We start from the raw sequence: 24,044 nt of genomic DNA, 5'->3' as shown, positions 1-24,044 counted from the left end.
GGTACGGATGCTCGTCGCGCCGCCCGCGGTGAGGGCGGCCGACACGGGCGCCACCCTCACCGGAACGGTCACATCACGTCGTACGCCGCCGCCGCGCCCCCGGCCGCCGCTCGCTCGGCCGCGTCACCGGATCCCCGGCCTCGACCGCCGCCGCCCGCCGCTTCAGCCCGAAGTCGGCCAGCGCCTCCGCGAGCTTGTGCACGGACGGCTCCGGAGCCATCACGTCCACCCGCAGCCCGTGCTCCTCGGCCGTCTTCGCCGTCGCCGGCCCGATACACGCGATCACGGTCACGTTGTGCGGCTTGCCGGCGATCCCCACCAGGTTCCGCACGGTCGACGACGACGTGAAGAGAACGGCGTCGAAGCCACCGCCCTTGATCGCCTCCCGCGTCTCCGCCGGCGGCGGCGAGGCGCGCACGGTCCGGTAGGCGGTGACGTCGTCGACCTCCCACCCGAGCTCGATGAGCCCGGCCACCAGGGTCTCGGTGGCGATGTCGGCACGGGGGAGGAACACCCGGTCGATCGGGTCGAAGACCGGGTCGTACGGCGGCCAGTCCTCAAGGAGGCCCGCCGCGGACTGCTCACCGCTCGGCACCAGATCAGGCTTCACACCGAAGGCGATGAGCGCCTTCGCGGTCTGCTCGCCCACCGCGGCCACCTTGATGCCCGCGAAGGCCCGGGCGTCGAGCCCGTACTCCTCGAACTTCTCGCGTACGGCCTTGACCGCGTTGACGGAGGTGAAGGCGATCCACTCGTAGCGGCCGGTCACCAGGCCCTTCACGGCCCGCTCCATCTGCTGGGGCGTGCGCGGCGGCTCGACGGCGATCGTCGGCACCTCGTGCGGCACGGCGCCGTAGGAGCGCAGCTGGTCGGAGAGCGAGGCCGCCTGCTCCTTCGTACGCGGCACGAGGACCCGCCACCCGAACAGGGGCTTGTTCTCGAACCACGACAGCTGGTCGCGCTGGGCGGCGGCGGAACGCTCACCGACCACGGCTATCACCGGCCTGCCGCCCTCCGGCGAGGGCAGCACCTTGGCCTGCTTGAACGTCTGGGCGATGGTGCCCAGGGTCGCCGTCCAGGTGCGCTGGCGCGTGGTCGTACCGGCGACCGTGACCGTCATCGGGGTGTCCGGCTTGCGGCCCGCGGCCACCAGCTCGCCGGCCGCCGCCGCGACCGAGTCGAGGGTCGTCGACACGACGACCGTGCCGTCCGAGGCCCCCACCTCCGTCCAGCACCGGTCGGAGGCGGTCCGGGCGTCCACGAACCGCACGTCCGCGCCCTCGGCGTCGCGCAGCGGCACACCGGCGTAGGCGGGCACGCCGACCGCGGCCGCGACACCGGGAACCACCTCGAAAGGCACCCCGGCGCGGGCGCACGCCAGCATCTCCTCGGCGGCGTACGCGTCGAGCCCGGGGTCCCCGGACACCGCACGCACGACCCGCCTGCCGCCCCGCGCGGCCTCCATGACAAGATGTGCGGCATCCCGCACGGCGGGGACACCCGCGGTTGCTGACGAGCCGTCAACAACCGTCAGCTGAGGCGCGCCTGTGCCCGGGGCCGGGTCCGACGAGGACCCTGGTTCGGTGTTCACGACGGCGACGCCCGAACGGGCGTGGACGCGTACGACGTCGAGCACCTCGTGCTCGGCGACGAGGACGTCCGCGCTCGCCAGCGCCTCCACGGCGCGCAGAGTCAGTAGTCCCGGATCCCCGGGTCCGGCACCCAGGAAGGTGACGTGCCCGTGCTCAGGACCGGCGGCAGGAAGGGCGGTGGGGCTCACTGTGCTCGCTCCCCCATCAGACCGGCCGCGCCCTGGGCAAGCATCTCGGCGGCGAGTTCACGGCCGAGCGCCATTGCCTGGTCGTATGTCTCGGGCACGGGACCGGTGGTGGACAGCTGCACCGTACGGGAGCCGTCGGTGGTACCGACTATCCCCCGCAGGCGCATTTCCTTGACAACGTGCCCGTCGGCCAGCAGGTCGGCCAGCGCGCCCACAGGGGCGCTGCAACCGGCCTCCAGGGCGGCGAGCAGCGACCGCTCGGCAGTCACGGCGACCCGCGTGAACGGGTCGTCGAGCTCACCGAGCGCGGCGATCAGGTCCGCGTGGTCCGCGGCGCATTCGATCGCCAGTGCTCCCTGGCCGGGAGCGGGCAAAACCGTGTCGACCGACAGGAAGTCGGTCACCTCTTCGATGCGCCCGATGCGGTTCAGGCCGGCCGCGGCCAGCACCACCGCGTCCAGCTCACCGTCGTGGACGTATCGGATGCGCGTGTCCACGTTCCCGCGGATCGCGACGGTCTCGATGTCGAGGCCGTGGGCCCGCGCATACGCGTTCAGCTGGGCCATGCGCCGCGGCGAGCCGGTACCGATCCGGGCCCCGCGGGGCAGGTCGGTGAACTTCAGCGCGTCCCGGGCGACGATGACGTCCCGCGGGTCCTCGCGCTGCGGGATCGCGGCGAGCGCGAGCTCCTCGGGCTGGCCGGTCGGCAGGTCCTTGAGGGAGTGGACGGCGAAGTCCACCTCACCCTTGAGCAGCGCCTCCCGCAGCGCGGTGACGAACACACCCGTGCCACCGATCTGCGCGAGCTGCTCCCTGCTCACATCCCCATACGTGGTGATCTCGACGAGCTCGACGGGCCGCCCGGTCACCTGGCTCACGGCGTCCGCCACCTGCCCGGACTGGGCCATGGCGAGCTTGCTCCGCCTGGTCCCGAGCCGTAGCGCCTTCTCACTCATGCCGGCCCTCGGTCTTCCTCATCGGTGTTGCTGTGCTCGGCGCGGGACACGGCGGCGACCGTCTCCTGGTCGAGGTCGAACAGAGTCCGCAGCGCGTCCGCGTACCCGGCACCGCCGGGCTCGGCCGCGAGCTGCTTGACCCGTACGGTCGGAGCGTGCAGCAGCTTGTCCACCACGCGCTTCACGGTCTGCGTGATCTCACCGCGCTGCTTGTCGTCGAGCCCCGGGAGGCGTCCCTCCAGCCGGGCCATCTCCATCGCCACGACCTCGGCGGCCATGGTGCGCAGCGCGACGACGGTGGGCGTGATGTGCGCGGCCCGCAGCGCGGCCCCGAACGCAGCCACCTCGTCGGCGACGATCCGCCGCACCTGGTCCACGTCGGCGGCCATGGGCGCGTCGGCGGAAGCCTCCGCCAACGACTCGATGTCGACGAGCCGCACCCCGGCGATCCGGTGCGCGGCGGCGTCGATGTCACGGGGCATGGCGAGGTCGAGCAGGAAGAGCACGGGCTCCGGCCCCGCGGCGAGGGGCTCGGGCCGGCGCCGCTCGGGAATCCGCCCCCCGGCGGCCGCGGCGGCGGCGAGCGCGGCGATGGCCTCCGCCTCGTCGACGACGGACCCGGTGCCCTGCGGCCGCGGCGCGTTGTCGACCCAGGCGGCATGCTGCTCAAGCTCGGCGGCGGCCATCCCGGCGACAGCGGCTTCCCCGAGCACGGAGAAACCGGGGGTGTTCAGTTCCAGGGGACAACTGTCGTCCTCAGCGGAACCTGCGGGCAGTCGTGCCGCTTGGGCGGCACGGGTGGGCGCAGGCGGCACCCCGACAGCGCCGGGCCGCGCGACCCCCTCGGCCTCAGCCCCTGCCACGGGCACCCGCCCACGAACAGCACCCGAAACGGCCTCACCAGTGAGCACCAGCCCGGTCGCGCCCGTACAAGACACCACAACATCGGCACGTGTCAGCTCGCCCGACACCGCGTCCATCGGTACCGCCCGAGCCACCACGTCCCCGTCACCGGAGTCGGAGGAAGCCCCGTCATTGAGAATCTCGGCCAGCCGATCGGCCCGCTCCGCGGTCCGGTTGGCGATGACCACCTCCGCCACCCCGGCCCGCACCAGCGTCGCCGCGGCCAGCGAGGACATCGACCCGGCCCCGATGACCAGCGCCTTCTTCCCGTGCGCCCACTCCGCGACCTCACCGCCGGAGGCACCCGCGGCGAGCTGCTCAAGGCCGAAGGTCACCAGCGACTGCCCCGCCCGGTCGATCCCGGTCTCGGAGTGCGCCCGCTTGCCGACCCGGAGGGCCTGCTGGAAAAGATCGTTGAGCAGCCGCCCGGCGGTGTGCAGATCCTGCGCCTTGGCCAGCGAGTCCTTGATCTGCCCGAGGATCTGCCCTTCCCCCACGACCATGGAGTCGAGCCCGCACGCCACCGAGAACAGATGGTGAACGGCCCGGTCCTCGTAGTGCACGTAGAGATAGGGAGTGAGCTCCTCAAGGCCCACCCCGCTGTGCTGGGCGAGCAGCGTGGACAGCTCGGCGACACCGGCGTGGAACTTGTCGACGTCGGCGTACAGCTCGATGCGGTTGCAGGTCGCGAGCACCGCGGCCTCGGCGGCCGGCTCCGCGGCGACCGTGTCCTGGAGCAGCTTGATCTGGGCGTCGGCGTTCAGCGCCACCCGCTCCAGCACGCTGACCGGGGCGCTGCGATGGCTCAGCCCTACGACGAGGAGACTCATGCCGGCATCACGGCGGGTACGTCCCCGTCAGGCCCCTGGTCGGCGGACTCGCTGCGCGCGGCGACGGCCGGAGCGCCCCCGTCGGTCCCGGCGGCGGCCTCCTCACCGGCCTTGCGCTGCTCGTGGAAGGCGAGGATCTGGAGTTCGATCGACAGATCCACCTTGCGCACGTCTACCCCGTCCGGAACGGACAGCACGGTCGGCGCGAAGTTCAGGATGGAGGTGACACCGGCGGCGACGAGCCGGTCGCAGACCTGCTGGGCGACGCCCGGCGGGGTGGTGATCACGCCGATGGAGACGCCGTTGTCGGAGATGATCTTCTCCAGGCCGTCGCTGTGCTGCACGGCGATCCCGGCGACCTGCCGTCCGGTCATGGCCGGGTCGGCGTCGATGAGGGCGGCGACCCGGAACCCCCTGGACGCGAACCCGCCGTAGTTGGCGAGGGCGGCGCCCAGATTTCCGATACCGACGATCACAACCGGCCAGTCCTGGGTGAGCCCGAGCTCACGCGAGATCTGGTAGACGAGATACTCGACGTCGTACCCGACACCACGCGTTCCGTAAGAACCCAGGTAAGAGAAATCCTTGCGCAGCTTCGCGGAGTTGACCCCCGCCGCGGCCGCGAGCTCCTCGGAGGAGACCGTGGGCACCGAGCGCTCCGACAGTGCGGTCAGCGCGCGGAGGTACAGCGGAAGCCGGGCGACGGTGGCCTCGGGAATCCCTCGGCTACGGGTCGCCGGTCGGTGAGTTCGGCCAGTTGCCACGGTGCTCCTGCGGGTAGAGCGGGGCTGCAGGCGGTCACACGTACCTAGACCGCCCCGTCGAATGCAGGCTATGTCTTTGTGAACGCGTGCACAAAGATGGTGTCCGATTTGCCCGGCCAACGTGACCGGGGTCACGCACTGCAGTCTCGGGGGCAAAACAGGTCACTCTCCTCACGAATCCCACCCCCAAGGCCAAGCCGCCAACGATCCTAAGCGAGTTTGCGGATCGTTTGGACTACTCGGTCAGTGCCCTGCGCAGCCGATCTTCGTTCACCCGCCAGAACGTGTGCTGTTCACCGTCGACGAGTACGACGGGAATCTGCTCCCAGTACTCGTCGTGCAGCGTCTGATCTGTGGAGATGTCCTTCTGCTCCCACGGCACACCGAGCTCGCCGCACACCTTCTCCACCACGAGCTGTGCGTCATCACACAGATGGCAGCCCGGCTTGCGGATGAGAGTGACCAGCCTGTCCTGGGGCGCCGGCGGCTTCCGGCGGAAGAGGGGACTCATACGAGCCATTGTCCCGCTCCCCTCGACTCGCCCGCGAGCAGTCCTTTAACGATGGAGTCGCGGAGAGTTCACACCCTCCAAACCTCTCGACTCCGGAACCAACGAACAGACTGGCTATGCTCACGCCATGGCCGCTCTCGGATGGCTCACTCCCCGTAGGCGCTCCGCCACGGCGCGGAGCGTGTTGGCAGGCGAGGCCTCGGCGGAGGCCGCGCGCAAGTCGTCACAGGAGGTCGAGGAGACCTCAACACCGGAACCGGAGTTCCCGGTGTCCGGCGACGACAAGGCCGCCGCCTTCTTCGACCTCGACAACACGGTGATGCAGGGCGCCTCGCTCTTCCACTTCGGCCGGGGCCTGTACAAGCGGAAGTTCTTCGAGACCCGCGACCTCGCCAAGTTCGCCTGGCAGCAGGCCTGGTTCAGGCTGGCCGGCTTCGAGGACCCCGAACACATGCAGGAGGCCCGCGACTCGGCCCTCTCCATCGTCCAGGGCCACCGCGTCTCCGAGCTGATGTCCATCGGCGAGGAGATCTACGACGAGTACATGGCCGAGCGCATCTGGCCGGGCACCCGCGCCCTCGCCCAGGCCCACCTGGACGCGGGCCAGAAGGTGTGGCTCGTCACCGCGGCCCCCGTGGAGATCGCCCAGGTGATCGCCCGCCGCCTCGGCCTGACCGGCGCGCTCGGCACGGTCGCGGAGTCGGTGGACGGCGTCTACACCGGCAAGCTCGTCGGCGAACCCCTGCACGGCCCCGCGAAGGCGGAGGCGGTACGCGCGTTGGCCGCCGCGGAGGGCCTGGACCTCTCCCGCTGCGCCGCCTACAGCGACAGCCACAACGACATCCCCATGCTCTCCCTGGTCGGCCACCCCTACGCGATCAACCCGGACACCAAGCTGCGCAAGCACGCCCGCCAACTCGACTGGCGTTTGCGCGATTACCGCACCGGAAGGAAGGCCGCGAAGGTGGGCATTCCGGCGGCGGCGGGAGTAGGGGCGGTAGCTGGAGGCACTGCAGCCGCGATCGCGTTGCATCGCCGCCGCCGGTAAGAGGCCTTTGCCTTTTTGTCTTCAGGGGCGCGGGGAACTGCGCGACCAGCCCCCACGCGCCCGCACTCAAAACACAACCAATACCCCCCACCCCCCTCACCCAGTCCTCTTGTCGGCACACGGCCACAACACGCCCCGCTCCTGACCGAAACTCGATCCAAATCGATCAACAACCGGTCACCCTGCGGCACTTGAGAGGGCACCAATCGGTTACAGAAGCGACGTAATCGATGAATAGAGCAACTGGGTGTAGCAGTGCCTGCACGAAGCGTTATTCTCCTCAGACGCAATCCGGTACCCCTCCGTCGCTACGACGGGTGAACGGTCCCGCACTGCACGTGATGGAAGCTCTGCCTCTGGGAGTCCCGTGTACTCACACGTCGGGGTTGACGCCTCGGGCCTGGCTACGCTGCGCGCGACGGTCAACAACCTCATGCGCTTCGTCCCCACCGCGTACGCCGTCCCCGCCCTTGCCGTAGCCACCGCACCAACCGGCCCGTGCTACGCACTGGCCGAGAGCAGCGCGGCCGTCGGCAGAAGGGGACGCTCGGCCGGCGCCGCCACCACCGCCCGCCGTCCCGCGGCGGACAGCGACAGCGCCCGGATGATGGATCTCGTGGAGCGCGCCCAAGCGGGCGAGGCCGACGCGTTCGGACGGCTCTACGACCAGTACAGCGACACCGTCTACCGGTACATCTACTACCGCGTCGGCGGAAAGGCGACCGCCGAGGACCTCACCAGCGAGACGTTCCTGCGGGCGCTCAGAAGGATCGGCACCTTCACCTGGCAGGGCCGCGACTTCGGCGCCTGGCTGGTGACCATCGCCCGCAACCTCGTCGCTGACCACTTCAAGTCGAGCCGCTTCCGCCTGGAGGTGACCACCGGCGAGATGCTCGACGCCAACGAGGTGGAGCGCTCCCCGGAGGACTCTGTCCTGGAGTCCCTCTCCAACGCCGCGCTCCTGGACGCGGTCCGCCGCCTCAACCCGCAGCAGCAGGAGTGCGTGACGCTCCGCTTCCTCCAGGGCCTGTCCGTCGCCGAGACCGCGCGCGTGATGGGCAAGAACGAGGGCGCGATCAAGACCCTCCAGTACCGGGCCGTCCGCACCCTCGCCCGGCTTCTGCCGGAAGACGCCCGCTGACACCGGGCACTCTGAGCGACTCTCAACTCACGGTCGGTTAAAGTCCGTTGACTTCGCGATCCGATCATCCGCAGTCCGTAACCCAAGTGCCGCGCCGCTCGTTGTGCGGGATGCAGGCTCCCTGTGGTCACTCCCTGGCCGACATCGATCACTCGATCGTGTGCATGTGGTCAGGGCGTGCAACCCTCAGGACCCCCTGGGGAGTCGACCGTCATGACGAGAGGAGGTGCCGCCAGTGATCGCGAACGTATCGGCGCACCGGCGGGCGAACGCCTTCGCCCAGGCCCTGGAGGACCAGTCCGACCGGGGCACGGCGGCCCAAGAGGCCGAAGGACCGGCGCCCGATGCGGCCGCCGTCGAACAGACCGAGCAGGGCCGCATGCTGGCCCTCGCGGAATGTCTCGGCGAGCTGCCGAGGCCGACGCTGGATCCCGAGGTCAAGGTCGTCCAGCGGGCCCAGCTGGTGGCAGCGTTCGAGGCCATGCTCCAAGAGGGCACCGTCGGAGGCGAGGCAGGCGAGCGTTCGGTGCCCGAGCAGCGCTCGCATCGTGCGCGGGGCGCCCACCGGGCGACCGGACTGGGCAAACTGCGACCGCGTTCCCGGCTCACCAAGGGACTCGCCGCCGGCGGGCTCAGCGTCGGGGTCGCCGCGGGAGCCTTCGGCGGAGTCGCAGCGGCCAGCTCGGACGCCCTCCCGGGCGACTCGCTCTACGGCCTCAAGCGCGGCATCGAGGACTTCAAGCTCAACTACCTGTCCGACGGGGACGACGAGCGCGGCGTGGCCTACCTCGACCAGGCCTCCACCCGGCTCAACGAGGCCCGCCGGCTGATGGACCGCGACCGCGGCGGCCAGTTGGACCACGAGTCGCTGGGCGAGATCCGCCGCGCCCTGTCCGGCATGCAGCACGACGCGACCGAAGGCCACCGCCTGCTGCACGAGGCGTATGAACGCGACCCGGACTCCCTCGGCCCCATCCAGGCCCTCTCCTCCTTCTCGCGCTCGCACCGCGAGGTCTGGGGCGCGCTCCGCGACCGCCTCCCCGTCCAGCTGGGCGATGTCAGTCAGCAGGTGTCGTCGGTGTTCGACGCCATAGACGAAGAGGTCGCCCCGCTCCAGTCCCTGCTCCCCCAGCCCCCGGCCCAGGACGGCGGCGCGAGCAGCAGGCAGGGCGGTTCCGGTACGGCGTCCAAGGGCACCTCCGGCTCCGACCGCTCCGCCGCCCCGAGCAAGGGCAACGGCACCTCGGACAGCTCGGGCACCGACTCCGGCAGCCCCAGCCACTCCGCCTCCTCCGGCAGCGACGACGGCCTGCTCGGCGGCAACACCGGCGGCCTCCTGGACCCCCCGGAGACCGGCACCGGCACCTCCACGCCGACGACCACCCCGTCCACCGAACCGGACGTCACCCTCCCGCCCCTCCTCCCGGGCCTCCTGCCCGGCCTGGGCATCAACGGAGAAGACGCCAGCTAGAAACGGCGGTACGACGATGGGGGCGCCCTCCTTGGGAAGGGCGCCCCCATCGTCGTACCGCCAACTACTGGGCCACTGCTAGAAGAACACCGACCGGCGCTGCACCAGCAGCTTGTAGAGCGTGTGCTGGATCTGTTCGCGTACCTGGTCCGTGAGGTTGAACATCAGCATCGGGTCCTCCGCCGCCTCCGGCGGATAGCCGTCCGTGTGGATCGGCTCGCCGAACTGGATCGTCCACTTCGTCGGCAGCGGGATCGCGCCGAGCGGGCCGAGCCAGGGGAAGGTCGGCGTCAGCGGGAAGTACGGGAAGCCGAGGAGGCGCGCCAGGGTCTTGGCGTTGCCGATCATCGGGTAGATCTCCTCCGCGCCCACGATCGAGCACGGGATGATCGGGGCGCCCTGGCGCAGGGCCGTCGAGACGAAACCGCCGCGGCCGAAGCGCTGGAGCTTGTAGCGCTCGCTGAACGGCTTGCCGATGCCCTTGAAGCCCTCCGGCATCACCCCGACCAACTCGCCCTGGCCGAGGAGCCGTTCCGCGTCCTCCGCGCAGGCCAGCGTGTGACCGAGCTTGCGGGCCAGCTCGTTGACCACCGGCAGCATGAAGACCAGGTCCGCGGCGAGGAGGCGCAGATGCCGGCCCGCCGGGTGGTTGTCGTGGACCGCGACCTGCATCATCAGGCCGTCCAGCGGCAGCGTCCCGGAGTGGTTGGCGACGATCAGCGCACCGCCGTCCGCCGGGATGTTCTCGACGCCCTTCACCTCGACCCGGAAGTACTTCTCGTACACCGGCCGCAGCAGGGACATCAGGACCTGGTCGGTGAGCTCCTCGTCGTAGCCGAAGTCGTCGACGTCGTAGTCCCCGGTGAGCCGGCGGCGCAGGAACGACAGCCCGCCGGCGATACGCCGCTCGATTCCACCCTCGTCCTGCGGCCCGGCCGGCGGCTGTTCCTCACGCGTCACAGGGACATCATCCTGCGCCGACGCCATGCCGGGCAGGGGTTGAACCTCACGGACCTCACGGACCAGCGACGATTCCTTGCGTCGGCTCCCCGCGCCGCGGCGCCGCGACGGCCGCTGCACGGCAGCCCCGCGGGACCTGTCGTCGTCGAACGGAATGACCTTGGCGTCCGCCATCGTTGATGCGCTCCTCAGTTGGCGCTCTGCGTCGGGGGGTGGCTCGGGAGGTGGCCGCCGCCCAGGGCGGGCAGCGCGGCGATCCGGTCGACGGCCCCCGCGAGGGCCTCCGGCGGCAGCAGCCCGGGGCCGCGGACCCGCGCGAAGTCCGCGAAGGTCTCCGCCGTCGTGTACTTCGGCTGGAAGCCCAGCGTCTCCCGCATCTGGTCCGTCGACACGACCCGGCCATGGGTGAGCAGCCGGATCTGTTCGGGCGAGAAGTCCGTCATGCCCAGCGTACGGACCAGCGAGCCCGCCCAGGTGACGGCGGGCAGCAGCAGCGGCACGGTCGGCCGCCCCAGCCGCCGCGAGCACTGGGAGAGCAGCAGCACCCCGTCGCCGGCGATGTTGAAGGTGCCGCTGTTGAGCGTGCCCCGCTCCGGTTCGTGGGAGGCGATCCGCAGCACCTCGATCACGTCGTCCTCATGGACGAACTGCAGCCGCGGGTCGTACCCGAACACGGTCGGCAGCACCGGCAGCGAGAAGTACGAGGCGAGCGGGGTGTCCGCGCTCGGCCCGAGGATGTTCGCGAACCGCAGCACGCACACGGCGACATCGGGCCGCCGCCGCGCGAAGCCGCGCACATACCCCTCGACTTCGACGGCGTCCTTGGCGAACCCGCCGCTGGGCAGGGACTTGGGCGGGGTGGTCTCGGTGAAGACGGCCGGATCGCGGGGCGCCGAGCCGTACACGTTGGTACTGGACTTCACCACCAGCCGCTTGACCGTCGGCGACTTCTGACAGGCCCCGAGCAGCTGCATGGTGCCGATGACGTTGGTCTCCTTGACCGTGGTCCGGCTGCCACTGCCGAGTGCCATCGCCGTCACGTCCAGGTGTACGACTGTGTCGGCGGCCGTCTCGGCCAGCACCCTCGCTATGGTCGGCTGCCGGATGTCGGCCTGGATGAAGTCGGCACCGCCCAGATGGTGCTCGGGCGGCACGGCGTCCACGGCGATCACCCGGTCGACCCGCGGGTCCCGCTGGATGCGCCGGACGAACCGACCGCCCAGTTGACGGGCCACTCCGGTCACGAGCACGACCTTGCCCAAGATCAGCGCCTTCCTTCCAGCACTCGTCCCCCTGCACACCATGTCGCGTTCCCCGTGTGCGGCCAACCTAGCGGGTCGATGTTGCGCTGTGATGACCACCCAATGCACGAAGTGACGACATCCACAGTCGTACGACCAGACCAGGCCATGTGAAGCGGGGCGTCTGACCGTGGACCTGCGCGTGGATATGCGTGTGGCCCCCCACCGGGTGTGGTGGGGGGCCACATCACGCTACCTGCGCGGCGCCGTACTACTTCTTGTTACGACGCTGAACGCGCGTGCGCTTGAGCAGCTTGCGGTGCTTCTTCTTCGCCATCCGCTTGCGCCGCTTCTTGATAACAGAGCCCACGACTACCCTCGCTCACTTCTCATCCACTCGGCGTTTGGGCGCCATGGGCCCACACGACCTACGAGGGGCTAGCCTACCCGCCCGAGCGCTGAGGTCGTAATCGAGGAGGAGAGGGGGGTCCGGAACATGCCCTGAGGGATCCCCCCGCCCCCACAGTCATCAGGCGGTTTCCACCCCCACATAGCTCTCGCGGAGGTACTCGTGAACCGCTTGCTCGGGGACGCGGAAGGACCGCCCCACCCGGATCGCGGGCAGATGACCGCTGTGCACCAACCGGTACACGGTCATCTTCGACACTCGCATCACCGAGGCGACTTCCGCCACGGTAAGGAACTGAACCTCGTTCAGAGGCCTCTCGCCAGCTGCAGCCATGACACACCTGAACCTTCCGCACTCGACGGCCACCGGCTTCCCCTTCCGGTGACTCTTCGTCGTTGCGTGCTCACTCCCCAATGTAGGGGCGGGTGATGCGAGTGGGGAAGAGGTGCACCCATCGGCGGCCTACTGTGACAGACACGCTCGATTGAGTACGTAGCGGGTAAGCGGCAGGTAGTAATCAGACCGCACAGCGTCATCAAGTGGAACGACTACGGACACGACCCCTTCGGCCTCCCCCACGAACAACGCGGGATCATCCGTGTCGGCCAGCCCAATGGCCTCAAACCCCAGCTGACCTGCCCCGCAGACCCACCCGTGGTCCCCGATGACAAGCTCCGGCAGCCCCGTGCCGCACTCCGCGGCGGCCGCGAGCACGGTCCGAACCGGGAGCGGCGAATGGCTGTGCACGCCGGTCGCACAACCGGGGCTCAACTCGCCCGGTTCCCTTACCAGCGCGACTCCTCGTACGTAGTCAAGGTTGTACGTACGTAGACCGAACCGGGTCGTTATGTCGACACGACGACCCTGCGCTGGGGTGAGGACGGTACATCCCGCCGCCGACAGCGCGTCCGCCAAGGCGGCGTAGAACCCGAGCAGCCGATGGGGGTGCCCGGTCCCGAGCAACACCGTGGCACCACGCTCCGCTACGGCCCCGAGCCGATCAGCGAAGGCGTCAAGCGCGGCAATAGTCCGATCAGGATCAATCACATCAAGCCCATTAGTGCGCCTGATATCGCCAGAAACCCCACACCTATCGGCCATCAACTGAACCAGATCCGGCTGCTTCCAACTCCCCGTCGGATCAATCCCGATCAACACCCGAGGATCCCGAGCAGCGAACAGCCGATAACTCCGCAGACTCTCCTCGCGAGAGGTGGCCACGGTCCCGGCCAGCCGAGCGGCCACCAGATGAGCGCGCAGCGCGCCGGTGCTCAACACGAAGCGATGCTGCCGGATCCCAGCACACCCCGCCCCACGAACAGAAAAACACCGCACAGTCGGCGTAACGCCACCGAGACCACCGCCCTGGCTGGAGGCAGCAGTGCCGCCTCATGCCACCGCGGCAGCCGGGACGACACCCACCCAAGCAGCATTCGCCATCCATCTGCCACCGCTGCGCCCGCCCGGTCACAGCATCCGCGTCTCCGCCCCAGCTGCGGCCAGTCATGCCGCTGAGGCGATGCCCACCCCAGCAGCGGCACCCGCATCCCTGCGCAACTGCGGGCAGTCACACCGCCGAGACAACGCCCACCCAAGCAGCGCCAGCCGTTCATCAGCCGCCGCTGCAGCCAGTCATGCCGCCGGGGCGGCGCCCACCCCAGCAGCGGCACCCGCATCCCTGCGCAACTGCAGGCAGCCACACCGCCGAGACAACGCCCACCCAAGCAGCGCCAGCCGTTCATCAGCCGCCGCTGCAGCCAGTCATGCCGCCGGGGCGGCGCCCACCCCAGCAGCGGCACCCGCATCCCTGCGCAACTGCAGGCAGCCACACCGCCGAGACAACGCCCACCCAAGCAGCGCCAGCCGTTCATCAGCCGCCGCTGCAGCCAGTCGCGCCGCCGGGGCGGCGCCCACCCCAGCAGCGGCACCCGCATCCCTGCGCAACTGCAGGCAGCCACACCGCCGAGACAACGCCCACCCAAGCAGCGCCAGCCGTTCATCAGCCGCCGCTGCAGCCAGTCGCGCCGCCGGGGCGGCGCCCACCCCAGCAGCGGCACCCGCATCCCTGCGTAGCTGCGGGCAGTCGTGCCGCTGGGGCGGCACGGGTGGGCGCAGCGGCACCCCGCCAGCGCGGGCGAGCGAAACCCACCCCCGCTCAGCACCGACGCCGAGCACCCGCAAAGCCCAGCCCAGCACCGACGCCGGGCACCCGAACCACCCCGCCCAGCCCAGCAGCCCTACGCCACAACCACGCCGCAGCCCTACGCCAACAACCCCCGCAACGGAAACACCGCCCGCCGAGTAGCCAACACCGCCTGATCCAGCCGGTCAGCCGGGTCGTACCCCGCCTCCCAGTCGGCCCAGGACACCGGCCACCGCCCATCAGTCATCCGCATCGGCCCCAGCTGCCGAGTCCGAGCGAACACTTCCTGCCGCCAACTCTCAGGAATCACACTCTCCGGCGCCAACTCCCGCCCCGCAGCGATCCCCACCAGATGCGTCCACGACCGAGGCACGACGTCCACGACCGCGTACCCACCCCCACCCAAGGCGACCCACCGCCCATCGGCATAAGAGTGCGCCAACTCATGACACGCCACCTGCACAGCCCGCTGCGCATCCAACGACACCGCGAGATGAGCCAACGGATCCTCGAAGTGCGTATCCGCCCCATGCTGCGTCACCAACACCTGCGGCCGAAAATCAGCAAGCAGCTCAGGCACCACCGCATGAAACGCCCGCAACCACCCCGCATCCCCGGTCCCCGCAGGCAACGCGACATTGACCGCACTCCCCTCCGCGGCCCCGTCCGCCCCGGTCTCCTCAGCCCACCCGGTCTGCGGAAACAACGTCCGAGGATGCTCGTGCAGCGAAATCGTCAGAACCCGCGGATCCTCCCAGAACGCCGCCTGCACCCCGTCCCCGTGATGCACATCGACATCCACATACGCGACCCGCTCGGCCCCCAGCTCCAGCAACCGCGCGATCGCCAGCGAAGCATCGTTGTAGATACAGAACCCCGACGCACCCCCCGGCATCGCATGGTGCAGCCCACCCGCGAAGTTCACCGCGTGCAGCGCGCCCCCGTGCCACACCGCCTCCGCCGCCCCCACCGACTGCCCGGCGATCATCGCGGACACCTCGTGCATCCCGGCGAAGGCGGGATCGTCCAGCGTCCCGATCCCGTACGCCCCGTCCGCCGCCCCAGGATTCTCCGAAGCCGCCTTCACGGCCTCGATGTAGTCCTCCCGGTGCACCAACCGCAGCGTCGACTCACCCGCCGGCTTGGCCGCGACGACATCCACGTCCCGGTCCAGCCCGAAGGCACTCACCAGGCTCCGGGTCAGCGCAAGCCGGACCGGATCCATCGGATGCTCCGGACCGAAGTCATAGCCCGTTACTGCCTCGTCCCACATCAGCTGTGCGCGGCCGCTCATGCCCGCCACCGTATCGGTCCGGTTGAGCGGCGAACGACCGGGCGTACACAAGCGTCACCAGCACCAACACCATCGGCACCAGCATCGCCCCGCGATAACTCCACGCGTCACCGAGCGCCCCCACCAACGGCGAACCGATCAAAAACCCCACATAGTTGAAGACATTGAGCCGGGCCACAGCCGCATCGGACGCTCCCGGGAACAGCCGCCCCGCCGCCGCGAAGGTCTGCGGCACCAGCACACACAGCCCCAGCCCCAGCAACGTGAACCCGAGCATCCCGACCCACGCCCCGGGCGCCACGGCCACCACCGCGAACCCGCCCGCGGCCACCACGGCCCCCGCCCGCACCACCGCCACGGCCCCGAACCGCCGCACCCCGAAGTCCCCGAGCCCCCGCCCGATCAGGGTGGTGACCATATAGACGTTGTACGGCACGGTAGCCAACTGCTCCGAGCTCCCCAGCACGTCCTGCAGATACTTGGCACTCCAGTTGGAAACGGTCGAGTCCCCGATGTACGCGAAGGTCATCACCAGACACAGCGGCAGCAACGCCTTGAAGACCACACCGCCCCCACCGCCGCCGGCCTGCGCGTCCACCGGCTCGGGATCATCGCTGTCGACGTACCACCGACTCCCGACGAACGCGGCCGGCAGCAGCACGGCCACCACCGGCAGATACGACACGAACAACGCCAGGTCCCAGTGCGCCCCCACCCACGCCAGCGACGCCCCCACCATCCCACCGAGGCTGAACACGGCATGGAAGCTGAGCATGATGCTGCGCCCGTACGCCCGCTGCAGACTGACCCCGAGCATGTTCATCGAGGCGTCCAGCGCCCCGACGGCCAGCCCGAACGCGGCCAGCGCGACCGCCAGCTCGACCGTCGCGTCCCCCGCCCCGACCCCGAGCAGCGCCAGCAGCACGACCGGCTGGGCCCACCGCAGCAGCCGGCTCGGGGGTATGCGCTTCACCAGCTTCTCGGTGGTCACGCTCCCGACCCCGGCCAGCACCGGCACGGCGGCCAGGAAGGCCGGCAGCAGCGCGTCGGAGATCCCGTACCGGTCCTGGATCGCCGGAATCCGCGTCACGAGCAGAGCGAAGGCCGCCCCCTGCGCGAAGAAGCTGAACGCCAACGAGGCCCTACCGCGCCGCAGCACATCTGTCATGGCGGCGAGCGTAGGGCCCCGGACTACCCGTGGGTAGATCCAGCCAAAGATGAATTTCCCTCAGCTTCGATCCGAGCCGGTCCCGGAAGGTCTTGGCTCACGACGATCCTTGCCTTACGGCAACGACGTCAGGCGGCGACGGCGACCTGGGCCTTCATGGCCTCCTCGGCCGCCTCGACCTCGGCGGCGATCATCCGCTCCATGGGCCCGGCGGCCAGCGCCCCACCCACCACCATCCCGAGCCCGATCGCACCGACCAGGACGACCGAGCCCAGCCACACCATGGTGTCCACGGGCACGGTGTACGCCCCCACCATCCGCACCACGCACTCGCCGAGGAGCACCACACCCCACACCACCGAGAAGACCCGCTCGGCCCGCAGGAAGTCCGCGGACCCGGCCGCGCCGCCACCCAGCAACCGCTCCCAGGCCGCGTGCTTGGCGGCGTCCGCCTTCACCAGGAACGGCTTGAGACCGGCCGTCATCATCGGCCGCCCCAGCACCACCGACGCCAGGATCCCGATCCCGATCGTGCTGCTGACCGCACTGTCCTTGGCGAGCATCAGCCGCGGATCTCCGGAGACGAAGCTGAGCAGCAGCGACACCAGGTTCACGACCAGGATCAGCCCGGCGAGCCCGTTGGCCTTCCGCTCCTTGACGACCGCCCACACGGTCCGCCCGGCCGGCACAACACTGCTCCAGGCGAGCGCCGCGAAGGTGCTCATCCCGAAGGCCTCCCGGAAGAGGTAGTACGACCCGACCGGCACCGCCACGTCCAGGAGCAGGGGGCGGAAGGGGTTCTGCGGCTTGTTCGCACTCGTCGTCGTCATGCCCTCAGCTTCTCGTCCACCAGGGGTCCCCCAGTAGAAACGATCGTCCGGAGCTGGGCGTGACAAATGTCAGGCCGCCGACGATGCCCACGATCACTTCAGCAGGTCGGCCAACTCGCCCATGTCGGAGAAGAGTTGAGTGGCACCGGCAAGCCTGTCGGCAGGCGTCATAGCGGTGAACCCATAGACATCCATCCCGGCCGCGACAGCCGCCTGCACCCCCAGCGGACTGTCCTCGACGACCACACACCGCCCCGGCGCCACCCCCATCCGCTCGGCGGCGTACAGAAACAGATCCGGCGCCGGCTTCCCCCGCCCCACATCCTGCGAACTGAAGACCCGCGACTCCTCGAACCACCGGTCCAGCCCGGTCGTACGATGCCCGACCCGAATCCGCTCATGACTCCCGGACGAGGCCACGCAGTACGGCACCCCGGCACCGGCCAGCCTCTCCAGCACGTCCACCGCGCCGCTCACGGGCTTCAACTCCCGCTCGAACGCGTCAAACACCCGCCGATGAAAGACGTCATCGAACTCGGCCGGCAGCCGCTCCCCCGTGCGCCCCAGCACCAGATCATGAATCCGATGCATCGCGGACCCCATGTAGTCCCGGATGGAGTCCTCGTACGAGGTCGGGTGCCCGAGCTCCGTCAGATAGGCGGCCAGCAACCGGTTGGAGATCGGCTCACTGTCCACGAGGACACCGTCATTGTCGAAGATCACCAAGTCATAGCGCATAACTTCACAGCCTAAACGCAGAAAACCCCGCACCGAACCGGTGCGGGGTTTTCTCAAAATTTGTTCGGCGGCGTCCTACTCTCCCACAGGGTCCCCCCTGCAGTACCATCGGCGCTGTAAGGCTTAGCTTCCGGGTTCGGAATGTAACCGGGCGTTTCCCTCACGCTATGACCACCGAAACACTATGAAACTGTCAGCCGCACCATGCCGTGACCAGGCATGGGGCTGTTCGTGGTTTCAGAACCAACACAGTGGACGCGAGCAACTGAGGACAAGCCCTCGGCCTATTAGTACCGGTCACCTCCACACGTTACCGTGCTTCCAGATCCGGCCTATCAACCCAGTCGTCTACTGGGAGCCTTACCCCATCAAGTGGGTGGGAATACTCATCTCGAAGCAGGCTTCCCGCTTAGATGCTTTCAGCGGTTATCCCTCCCGAACGTAGCCAACCAGCCATGCCCTTGGCAGAACAACTGGCACACCAGAGGTTCGTCCGTCCCGGTCCTCTCGTACTAGGGACAGCCCTTCTCAATATTCCTGCGCGCGCAGCGGATAGGGACCGAACTGTCTCACGACGTTCTAAACCCAGCTCGCGTACCGCTTTAATGGGCGAACAGCCCAACCCTTGGGACCGACTCCAGCCCCAGGATGCGACGAGCCGACATCGAGGTGCCAAACCATCCCGTCGATATGGACTCTTGGGGAAGATCAGCCTGTTATCCCCGGGGTACCTTTTATCCGTTGAGCGACGGCGCTTCCACAAGCCACCGCCGGATCACTAGTCCCGACTTTCGTCCCTGCTCGACCCGTCGGTCTCACAGTCAAGCTCCCTTGTGCACTTACACTCAACACCTGATTGCCAACCAGGCTGAGGGAACCTTTGGGCGCCTCCGTTACTCTTTAGGAGGCAACCGCCCCAGTTAAACTACCCATCAGACACTGTCCCTGATCCGGATCACGGACCCAGGTTAGACATCCAGCACGACCAGACTGGTATTTCAACGACGACTCCACCCGAACTGGCGTCCGAGCTTCACAGTCTCCCAGCTATCCTACACAAGCCGAACCGAACACCAATATCAAACTGTAGTAAAGGTCCCGGGGTCTTTCCGTCCTGCTGCGCGAAACGAGCATCTTTACTCGTAGTGCAATTTCACCGGGCCTATGGTTGAGACAGTCGAGAAGTCGTTACGCCATTCGTGCAGGTCGGAACTTACCCGACAAGGAATTTCGCTACCTTAGGATGGTTATAGTTACCACCGCCGTTTACTGGCGCTTAAGTTCTCAGCTTCGCAACCCCGAAAGGTCACTAACCGGTCCCCTTAACGTTCCAGCACCGGGCAGGCGTCAGTCCGTATACATCGCCTTACGGCTTCGCACGGACCTGTGTTTTTAGTAAACAGTCGCTTCTCGCTGGTCTCTGCGGCCACCCCCAGCTCAGACAGTAAATGTCATCACCGGTGATGGCCCCCCTTCTCCCGAAGTTACGGGGGCATTTTGCCGAGTTCCTTAACCATAGTTCACCCGAACGCCTCGGTATTCTCTACCTGACCACCTGAGTCGGTTTAGGGTACGGGCCGCCATGAAACTCGCTAGAGGCTTTTCTCGACAGCATAGGATCATCCACTTCACCACAATCGGCTCGGCATCAGGTCTCAGCCTTAATGAGCGGCGGATTTGCCTACCACTCGGCCTACACCCTTACCCCGGGACAACCACCGCCCGGGATGGACTACCTTCCTGCGTCACCCCATCACTCACCTACTACCAGATCGGGTCAGCGGCTCCACCACTCCCCTTCGCCCGAAGGCTCCAGGGCGGCTTCACGGCCTTAGCATCACTGGATTCGATGTTTGACGCTTCACAGCGGGTACCGGAATATCAACCGGTTATCCATCGACTACGCCTGTCGGCCTCGCCTTAGGTCCCGACTTACCCTGGGCAGATCAGCTTGACCCAGGAACCCTTAGTCAATCGGCGCACACGTTTCTCACGTGTGAATCGCTACTCATGCCTGCATTCTCACTCGTCAACCGTCCACAACTCGCTTCCGCGGCTGCTTCACCCGGCAGACGACGCTCCCCTACCCATCACAGCACCCGTTGGGGCTATTGCTGCAATGACACGACTTCGGCGGTACGCTTGAGCCCCGCTACATTGTCGGCGCGGAATCACTAGACCAGTGAGCTATTACGCACTCTTTCAAGGGTGGCTGCTTCTAAGCCAACCTCCTGGTTGTCTGTGCGACTCCACATCCTTTCCCACTTAGCGTACGCTTAGGGGCCTTAGTCGATGCTCTGGGCTGTTTCCCTCTCGACCATGGAGCTTATCCCCCACAGTCTCACTGCCGCGCTCTCACTTACCGGCATTCGGAGTTTGGCTAAGGTCAGTAACCCGGTAGGGCCCATCGCCTATCCAGTGCTCTACCTCCGGCAAGAAACACACGACGCTGCACCTAAATGCATTTCGGGGAGAACCAGCTATCACGGAGTTTGATTGGCCTTTCACCCCTAACCACAGGTCATCCCCCAGGTTTTCAACCCTGGTGGGTTCGGTCCTCCACGAAGTCTTACCTCCGCTTCAACCTGCCCATGGCTAGATCACTCCGCTTCGGGTCTTGAGCGCGCTACTATACCGCCCTATTCGGACTCGCTTTCGCTACGGCTTCCCCACACGGGTTAACCTCGCAACACACCGCAAACTCGCAGGCTCATTCTTCAAAAGGCACGCAGTCACGAGATATGTGCAAGCACATATCCGACGCTCCCACGGCTTGTAGGCACACGGTTTCAGGTACTATTTCACTCCGCTCCCGCGGTACTTTTCACCATTCCCTCACGGTACTATCCGCTATCGGTCACCAGGGAATATTTAGGCTTAGCGGGTGGTCCCGCCAGATTCACACGGGATTTCTCGGGCCCCGTGCTACTTGGGTGTCTCTCAAACGAGCCGCTGACGTTTCGACTACGGGGGTCTTACCCTCTACGCCGGACCTTTCGCATGTCCTTCGCCTACATCAACGGTTTCTGACTCGTCCCACGGCCGGCAGACCGTGGAAGAGAGATCCCACAACCCCGTATACGCAACCCCTGCCGGGTCTCACACGCATACGGTTTGGCCTCATCCGGTTTCGCTCGCCACTACTCCCGGAATCACGGTTGTTTTCTCTTCCTGCGGGTACTGAGATGTTTCACTTCCCCGCGTTCCCTCCACATACCCTATGTGTTCAGGTATGGGTGACAGCCCATGACGACTGCCGGGTTTCCCCATTCGGAAACCCCCGGATCAAAGCCTGGTTGACGACTCCCCGGGGACTATCGTGGCCTCCCACGTCCTTCATCGGTTCCTGGTGCCAAGGCATCCACCGTGCGCCCTTAAAAACTTGGCCACAGATGCTCGCGTCCACTGTGCAGTTCTCAAACAACGACCAGCCACCCATCACCCCGCCACACTCGGCGAGTTCACTGGGGCCGGCATCGAAGTACAGCCATACGGCCGCTACTTCAGACACCCAACAGCGTGCCCGACACCCTCGCCACTCATGATCAGCGTTCCACGCTCCGAAGAGCAGTACTGGCAGCCCGAGATGACTGAAAGTGCCGAATAATCAACGTTCCACCCATGAGCAACCAGCATCGGACATTCGCCGATGTACTGGCCTCTGGACAACCTTGCGGCTGCCTAGAAGTGCTCCTTAGAAAGGAGGTGATCCAGCCGCACCTTCCGGTACGGCTACCTTGTTACGACTTCGTCCCAATCGCTGGTCCCACCTTCGACAGCTCCCTCCCACAAGGGGTTGGGCCACCGGCTTCGGGTGTTACCGACTTTCGTGACGTGACGGGCGGTGTGTACAAGGCCCGGGAACGTATTCACCGCAGCAATGCTGATCTGCGATTACTAGCAACTCCGACTTCATGGGGTCGAGTTGCAGACCCCAATCCGAACTGAGACAGGCTTTTTGAGATTCGCTCCACCTCACGGTTTCGCAGCTCATTGTACCTGCCATTGTAGCACGTGTGCAGCCCAAGACATAAGGGGCATGATGACTTGACGTCGTCCCCACCTTCCTCCGAGTTGACCCCGGCGGTCTCCTGTGAGTCCCCATCACCCCGAAGGGCATGCTGGCAACACAGGACAAGGGTTGCGCTCGTTGCGGGACTTAACCCAACATCTCACGACACGAGCTGACGACAGCCATGCACCACCTGTACACCGACCACAAGGGGGCGACCATCTCTGGCCGTTTCCGGTGTATGTCAAGCCTTGGTAAGGTTCTTCGCGTTGCGTCGAATTAAGCCACATGCTCCGCTGCTTGTGCGGGCCCCCGTCAATTCCTTTGAGTTTTAGCCTTGCGGCCGTACTCCCCAGGCGGGGAACTTAATGCGTTAGCTGCGGCACCGACGACGTGGAATGTCGCCAACACCTAGTTCCCACCGTTTACGGCGTGGACTACCAGGGTATCTAATCCTGTTCGCTCCCCACGCTTTCGCTCCTCAGCGTCAGTAATGGCCCAGAGATCCGCCTTCGCCACCGGTGTTCCTCCTGATATCTGCGCATTTCACCGCTACACCAGGAATTCCGATCTCCCCTACCACACTCTAGCTAGCCCGTATCGAATGCAGACCCGGGGTTAAGCCCCGGGCTTTCACACCCGACGTGACAAGCCGCCTACGAGCTCTTTACGCCCAATAATTCCGGACAACGCTTGCGCCCTACGTATTACCGCGGCTGCTGGCACGTAGTTAGCCGGCGCTTCTTCTGCAGGTACCGTCACTTTCGCTTCTTCCCTGCTGAAAGAGGTTTACAACCCGAAGGCCGTCATCCCTCACGCGGCGTCGCTGCATCAGGCTTTCGCCCATTGTGCAATATTCCCCACTGCTGCCTCCCGTAGGAGTCTGGGCCGTGTCTCAGTCCCAGTGTGGCCGGTCGCCCTCTCAGGCCGGCTACCCGTCGTCGCCTTGGTGAGCCGTTACCTCACCAACAAGCTGATAGGCCGCGGGCTCATCCTTCACCGCCGGAGCTTTCAACCCCCACCCATGCGAGTGGAAGTGATATCCGGTATTAGACCCCGTTTCCAGGGCTTGTCCCAGAGTGAAGGGCAGATTGCCCACGTGTTACTCACCCGTTCGCCACTAATCCCCACCGAAGTGGTTCATCGTTCGACTTGCATGTGTTAAGCACGCCGCCAGCGTTCGTCCTGAGCCAGGATCAAACTCTCCGTGAATGTTTTCCCGTAATCGGGATGAACACCACGAGAGCGGAACCACCGGAGGAATAATCCGGCAGTTCACAGCGTCCTCGCTGTGTTATTTCAAAGGAACCTCGCCCCAGTCGGAATGACTGGAGACGGGGTATCAACTAATCTGGCGTTGATTTTTGGCACGCTGTTGAGTTCTCAAGGAACGGACGCTTCCTTTGTACTCACCCGAGAGACTCTCTCAGGCTTTCCTCCGGGCTTTTCCCTTCGGTCTTGCGTTTCCGACTCTATCAGATCGTTTCCGGTTCTGATTTCCTCGGCGCTTTCCAGGTTTCCGCTTTCGCGTTTCCCTTTCCGGCGGTTCCGACTCTATCAGATCCTTTCGGGCCTGACTCCCAGTCAGAGGGGCTTGTCTTCCCGGCCGTTGGGCCGTTCCGACGAGTGAGACTTTAGCGGATTCCCGGCCCCCGAGCTAATCGGGGTCCGCGTCCTTTCGAACGTGGATTCCTCATTTCGCAAATACGCATGGCGATACGCACGACGACGGGTCATCGATTGTTTGCTGGTACCTGCGGAATGGCTGTCCGGGGACCGACCGGAGTCGGCTCTCACGTCGGACAACTCGGAGAACAGTACGGACCGGGCCTGGGTGTGTCAACT

17 protein-coding genes and 3 rRNA genes are annotated in these 24,044 nt (G+C 66.8%); 3 read left to right on the top strand and 17 right to left on the bottom strand.

The features are described from left to right. Nucleotides 1-73: 73 nt before the first annotated feature. The 5 genes from CRP56_RS24490 to CRP56_RS24470 all read right to left on the bottom strand — a co-directional run bounded on the left by CRP56_RS24490 (nt 74) and on the right by CRP56_RS24470 (nt 5,753). Entirely contained in the window at nt 74-1,780 is a 1,707-nt protein-coding gene (locus CRP56_RS24490; protein WP_097267364.1) for a uroporphyrinogen-III synthase, read from the bottom strand. Then, a complete protein-coding gene (gene hemC / locus CRP56_RS24485; protein ID WP_097267361.1) occupies nt 1,777-2,736 on the bottom strand; it encodes a hydroxymethylbilane synthase in 960 nt (319 codons plus the stop codon). The genes CRP56_RS24490 and hemC overlap by 4 nt, the downstream gene beginning before the upstream one ends. Further along, nucleotides 2,733-4,469, bottom strand: coding sequence for a glutamyl-tRNA reductase (locus CRP56_RS24480; protein WP_097267359.1), 1,737 nt, complete (start codon nt 4,467-4,469; stop codon nt 2,733-2,735). Before CRP56_RS24480 ends, hemC begins: the two co-directional genes overlap by 4 nt. After that, a complete protein-coding gene (locus CRP56_RS24475) occupies nt 4,466-5,233 on the bottom strand; it encodes a redox-sensing transcriptional repressor Rex (RefSeq protein WP_097267357.1) in 768 nt (255 codons plus the stop codon). The genes CRP56_RS24480 and CRP56_RS24475 overlap by 4 nt, the downstream gene beginning before the upstream one ends. Nucleotides 5,234-5,468: 235 nt before the next feature. After that, entirely contained in the window at nt 5,469-5,753 is a 285-nt protein-coding gene (locus CRP56_RS24470) for a glutaredoxin family protein (RefSeq protein WP_097267355.1), read from the bottom strand. 118 nt (nt 5,754-5,871) lie between these two features. Between CRP56_RS24470 and CRP56_RS24465 the strand changes: the two genes are divergently transcribed. The 3 genes from CRP56_RS24465 (at nt 5,872) to CRP56_RS24455 (ending at nt 9,404) form a co-directional block, all read left to right on the top strand. Further along, nucleotides 5,872-6,792, top strand: a complete 921-nt coding sequence (locus CRP56_RS24465; RefSeq protein WP_097267353.1) for an HAD family hydrolase — start codon at nt 5,872-5,874, stop codon at nt 6,790-6,792. Nucleotides 6,793-7,159: 367 nt separating this feature from the next. Continuing rightward, complete coding sequence (locus tag CRP56_RS24460) at nt 7,160-7,933, top strand: ECF subfamily RNA polymerase sigma factor, BldN family (RefSeq protein WP_097267351.1); 774 nt, start codon at nt 7,160-7,162, stop codon at nt 7,931-7,933. 235 nt (nt 7,934-8,168) lie between these two features. Further along, entirely contained in the window at nt 8,169-9,404 is a 1,236-nt protein-coding gene (locus tag CRP56_RS24455; protein ID WP_097267349.1) for a DUF5667 domain-containing protein, read from the top strand. Nucleotides 9,405-9,482: 78 nt separating this feature from the next. Here CRP56_RS24455 and CRP56_RS24450 read toward each other — a convergent pair whose 3' ends face one another. The 12 genes from CRP56_RS24450 to CRP56_RS24390 form a co-directional block, all read right to left on the bottom strand. Next, the gene (locus tag CRP56_RS24450; protein WP_097267347.1) at nt 9,483-10,538 is read right to left on the bottom strand and encodes a lysophospholipid acyltransferase family protein; all 1,056 of its coding nucleotides are present in this window, start codon (nt 10,536-10,538) and stop codon (nt 9,483-9,485) included. Nucleotides 10,539-10,552: 14 nt separating this feature from the next. After that, nucleotides 10,553-11,626 carry an NAD-dependent epimerase/dehydratase family protein gene (locus tag CRP56_RS24445; RefSeq protein WP_059193133.1) on the bottom strand — a complete coding sequence of 358 codons (1,074 nt, stop codon included), beginning with the start codon at nt 11,624-11,626 and terminating at the stop codon, nt 10,553-10,555. Between the two features lie 250 nt (nt 11,627-11,876). Then, complete coding sequence (locus CRP56_RS24440; RefSeq protein ID WP_003948845.1) at nt 11,877-11,975, bottom strand: 30S ribosomal protein bS22; 99 nt, start codon at nt 11,973-11,975, stop codon at nt 11,877-11,879. Nucleotides 11,976-12,134: 159 nt separating this feature from the next. Next, nucleotides 12,135-12,347 (bottom strand): helix-turn-helix domain-containing protein, encoded by a 213-nt coding sequence (locus CRP56_RS24435; protein WP_004984898.1) that lies wholly within the window; start codon nt 12,345-12,347, stop codon nt 12,135-12,137. A 129-nt stretch (nt 12,348-12,476) separates the two neighbouring features. Then, on the bottom strand, nt 12,477-13,292 hold the full coding sequence (locus CRP56_RS24430) for a phosphatase (RefSeq protein ID WP_097267345.1): 816 nt from the start codon (nt 13,290-13,292) through the stop codon (nt 12,477-12,479). 983 nt (nt 13,293-14,275) lie between these two features. Then, on the bottom strand, nt 14,276-15,451 hold the full coding sequence (locus CRP56_RS24420; protein ID WP_097267343.1) for an acetoin utilization protein AcuC: 1,176 nt from the start codon (nt 15,449-15,451) through the stop codon (nt 14,276-14,278). Further along, on the bottom strand, nt 15,402-16,619 hold the full coding sequence (locus CRP56_RS24415) for an MFS transporter (RefSeq protein ID WP_097267341.1): 1,218 nt from the start codon (nt 16,617-16,619) through the stop codon (nt 15,402-15,404). Before CRP56_RS24415 ends, CRP56_RS24420 begins: the two co-directional genes overlap by 50 nt. A 128-nt stretch (nt 16,620-16,747) precedes the next feature. Further along, nucleotides 16,748-17,449, bottom strand: coding sequence for a VC0807 family protein (locus tag CRP56_RS24410; protein WP_097267339.1), 702 nt, complete (start codon nt 17,447-17,449; stop codon nt 16,748-16,750). A 93-nt stretch (nt 17,450-17,542) separates the two neighbouring features. Continuing rightward, nucleotides 17,543-18,187 (bottom strand): HAD family hydrolase, encoded by a 645-nt coding sequence (locus CRP56_RS24405; protein ID WP_097267337.1) that lies wholly within the window; start codon nt 18,185-18,187, stop codon nt 17,543-17,545. A 62-nt stretch (nt 18,188-18,249) separates the two neighbouring features. Further along, nucleotides 18,250-18,366: ribosomal RNA gene (rrf, locus tag CRP56_RS24400) — 5S ribosomal RNA — on the bottom strand. 88 nt (nt 18,367-18,454) lie between these two features. Next, nucleotides 18,455-21,575, bottom strand: a 23S ribosomal RNA gene (locus CRP56_RS24395). A 310-nt stretch (nt 21,576-21,885) separates the two neighbouring features. After that, a 16S ribosomal RNA gene (locus CRP56_RS24390) occupies nt 21,886-23,411 on the bottom strand. Together the 16S, 23S and 5S rRNA genes form the textbook arrangement of a ribosomal RNA operon. Nucleotides 23,412-24,044: the final 633 nt, after the last annotated feature.

This window comes from Streptomyces sp. TLI_55 (assembly GCF_900206255.1).
Taxonomy (GTDB): Bacteria; Actinomycetota; Actinomycetes; order Streptomycetales; family Streptomycetaceae; genus Streptomyces; species Streptomyces aquilus.
This window is presented reverse-complemented; position numbering and strand designations above follow the sequence as displayed.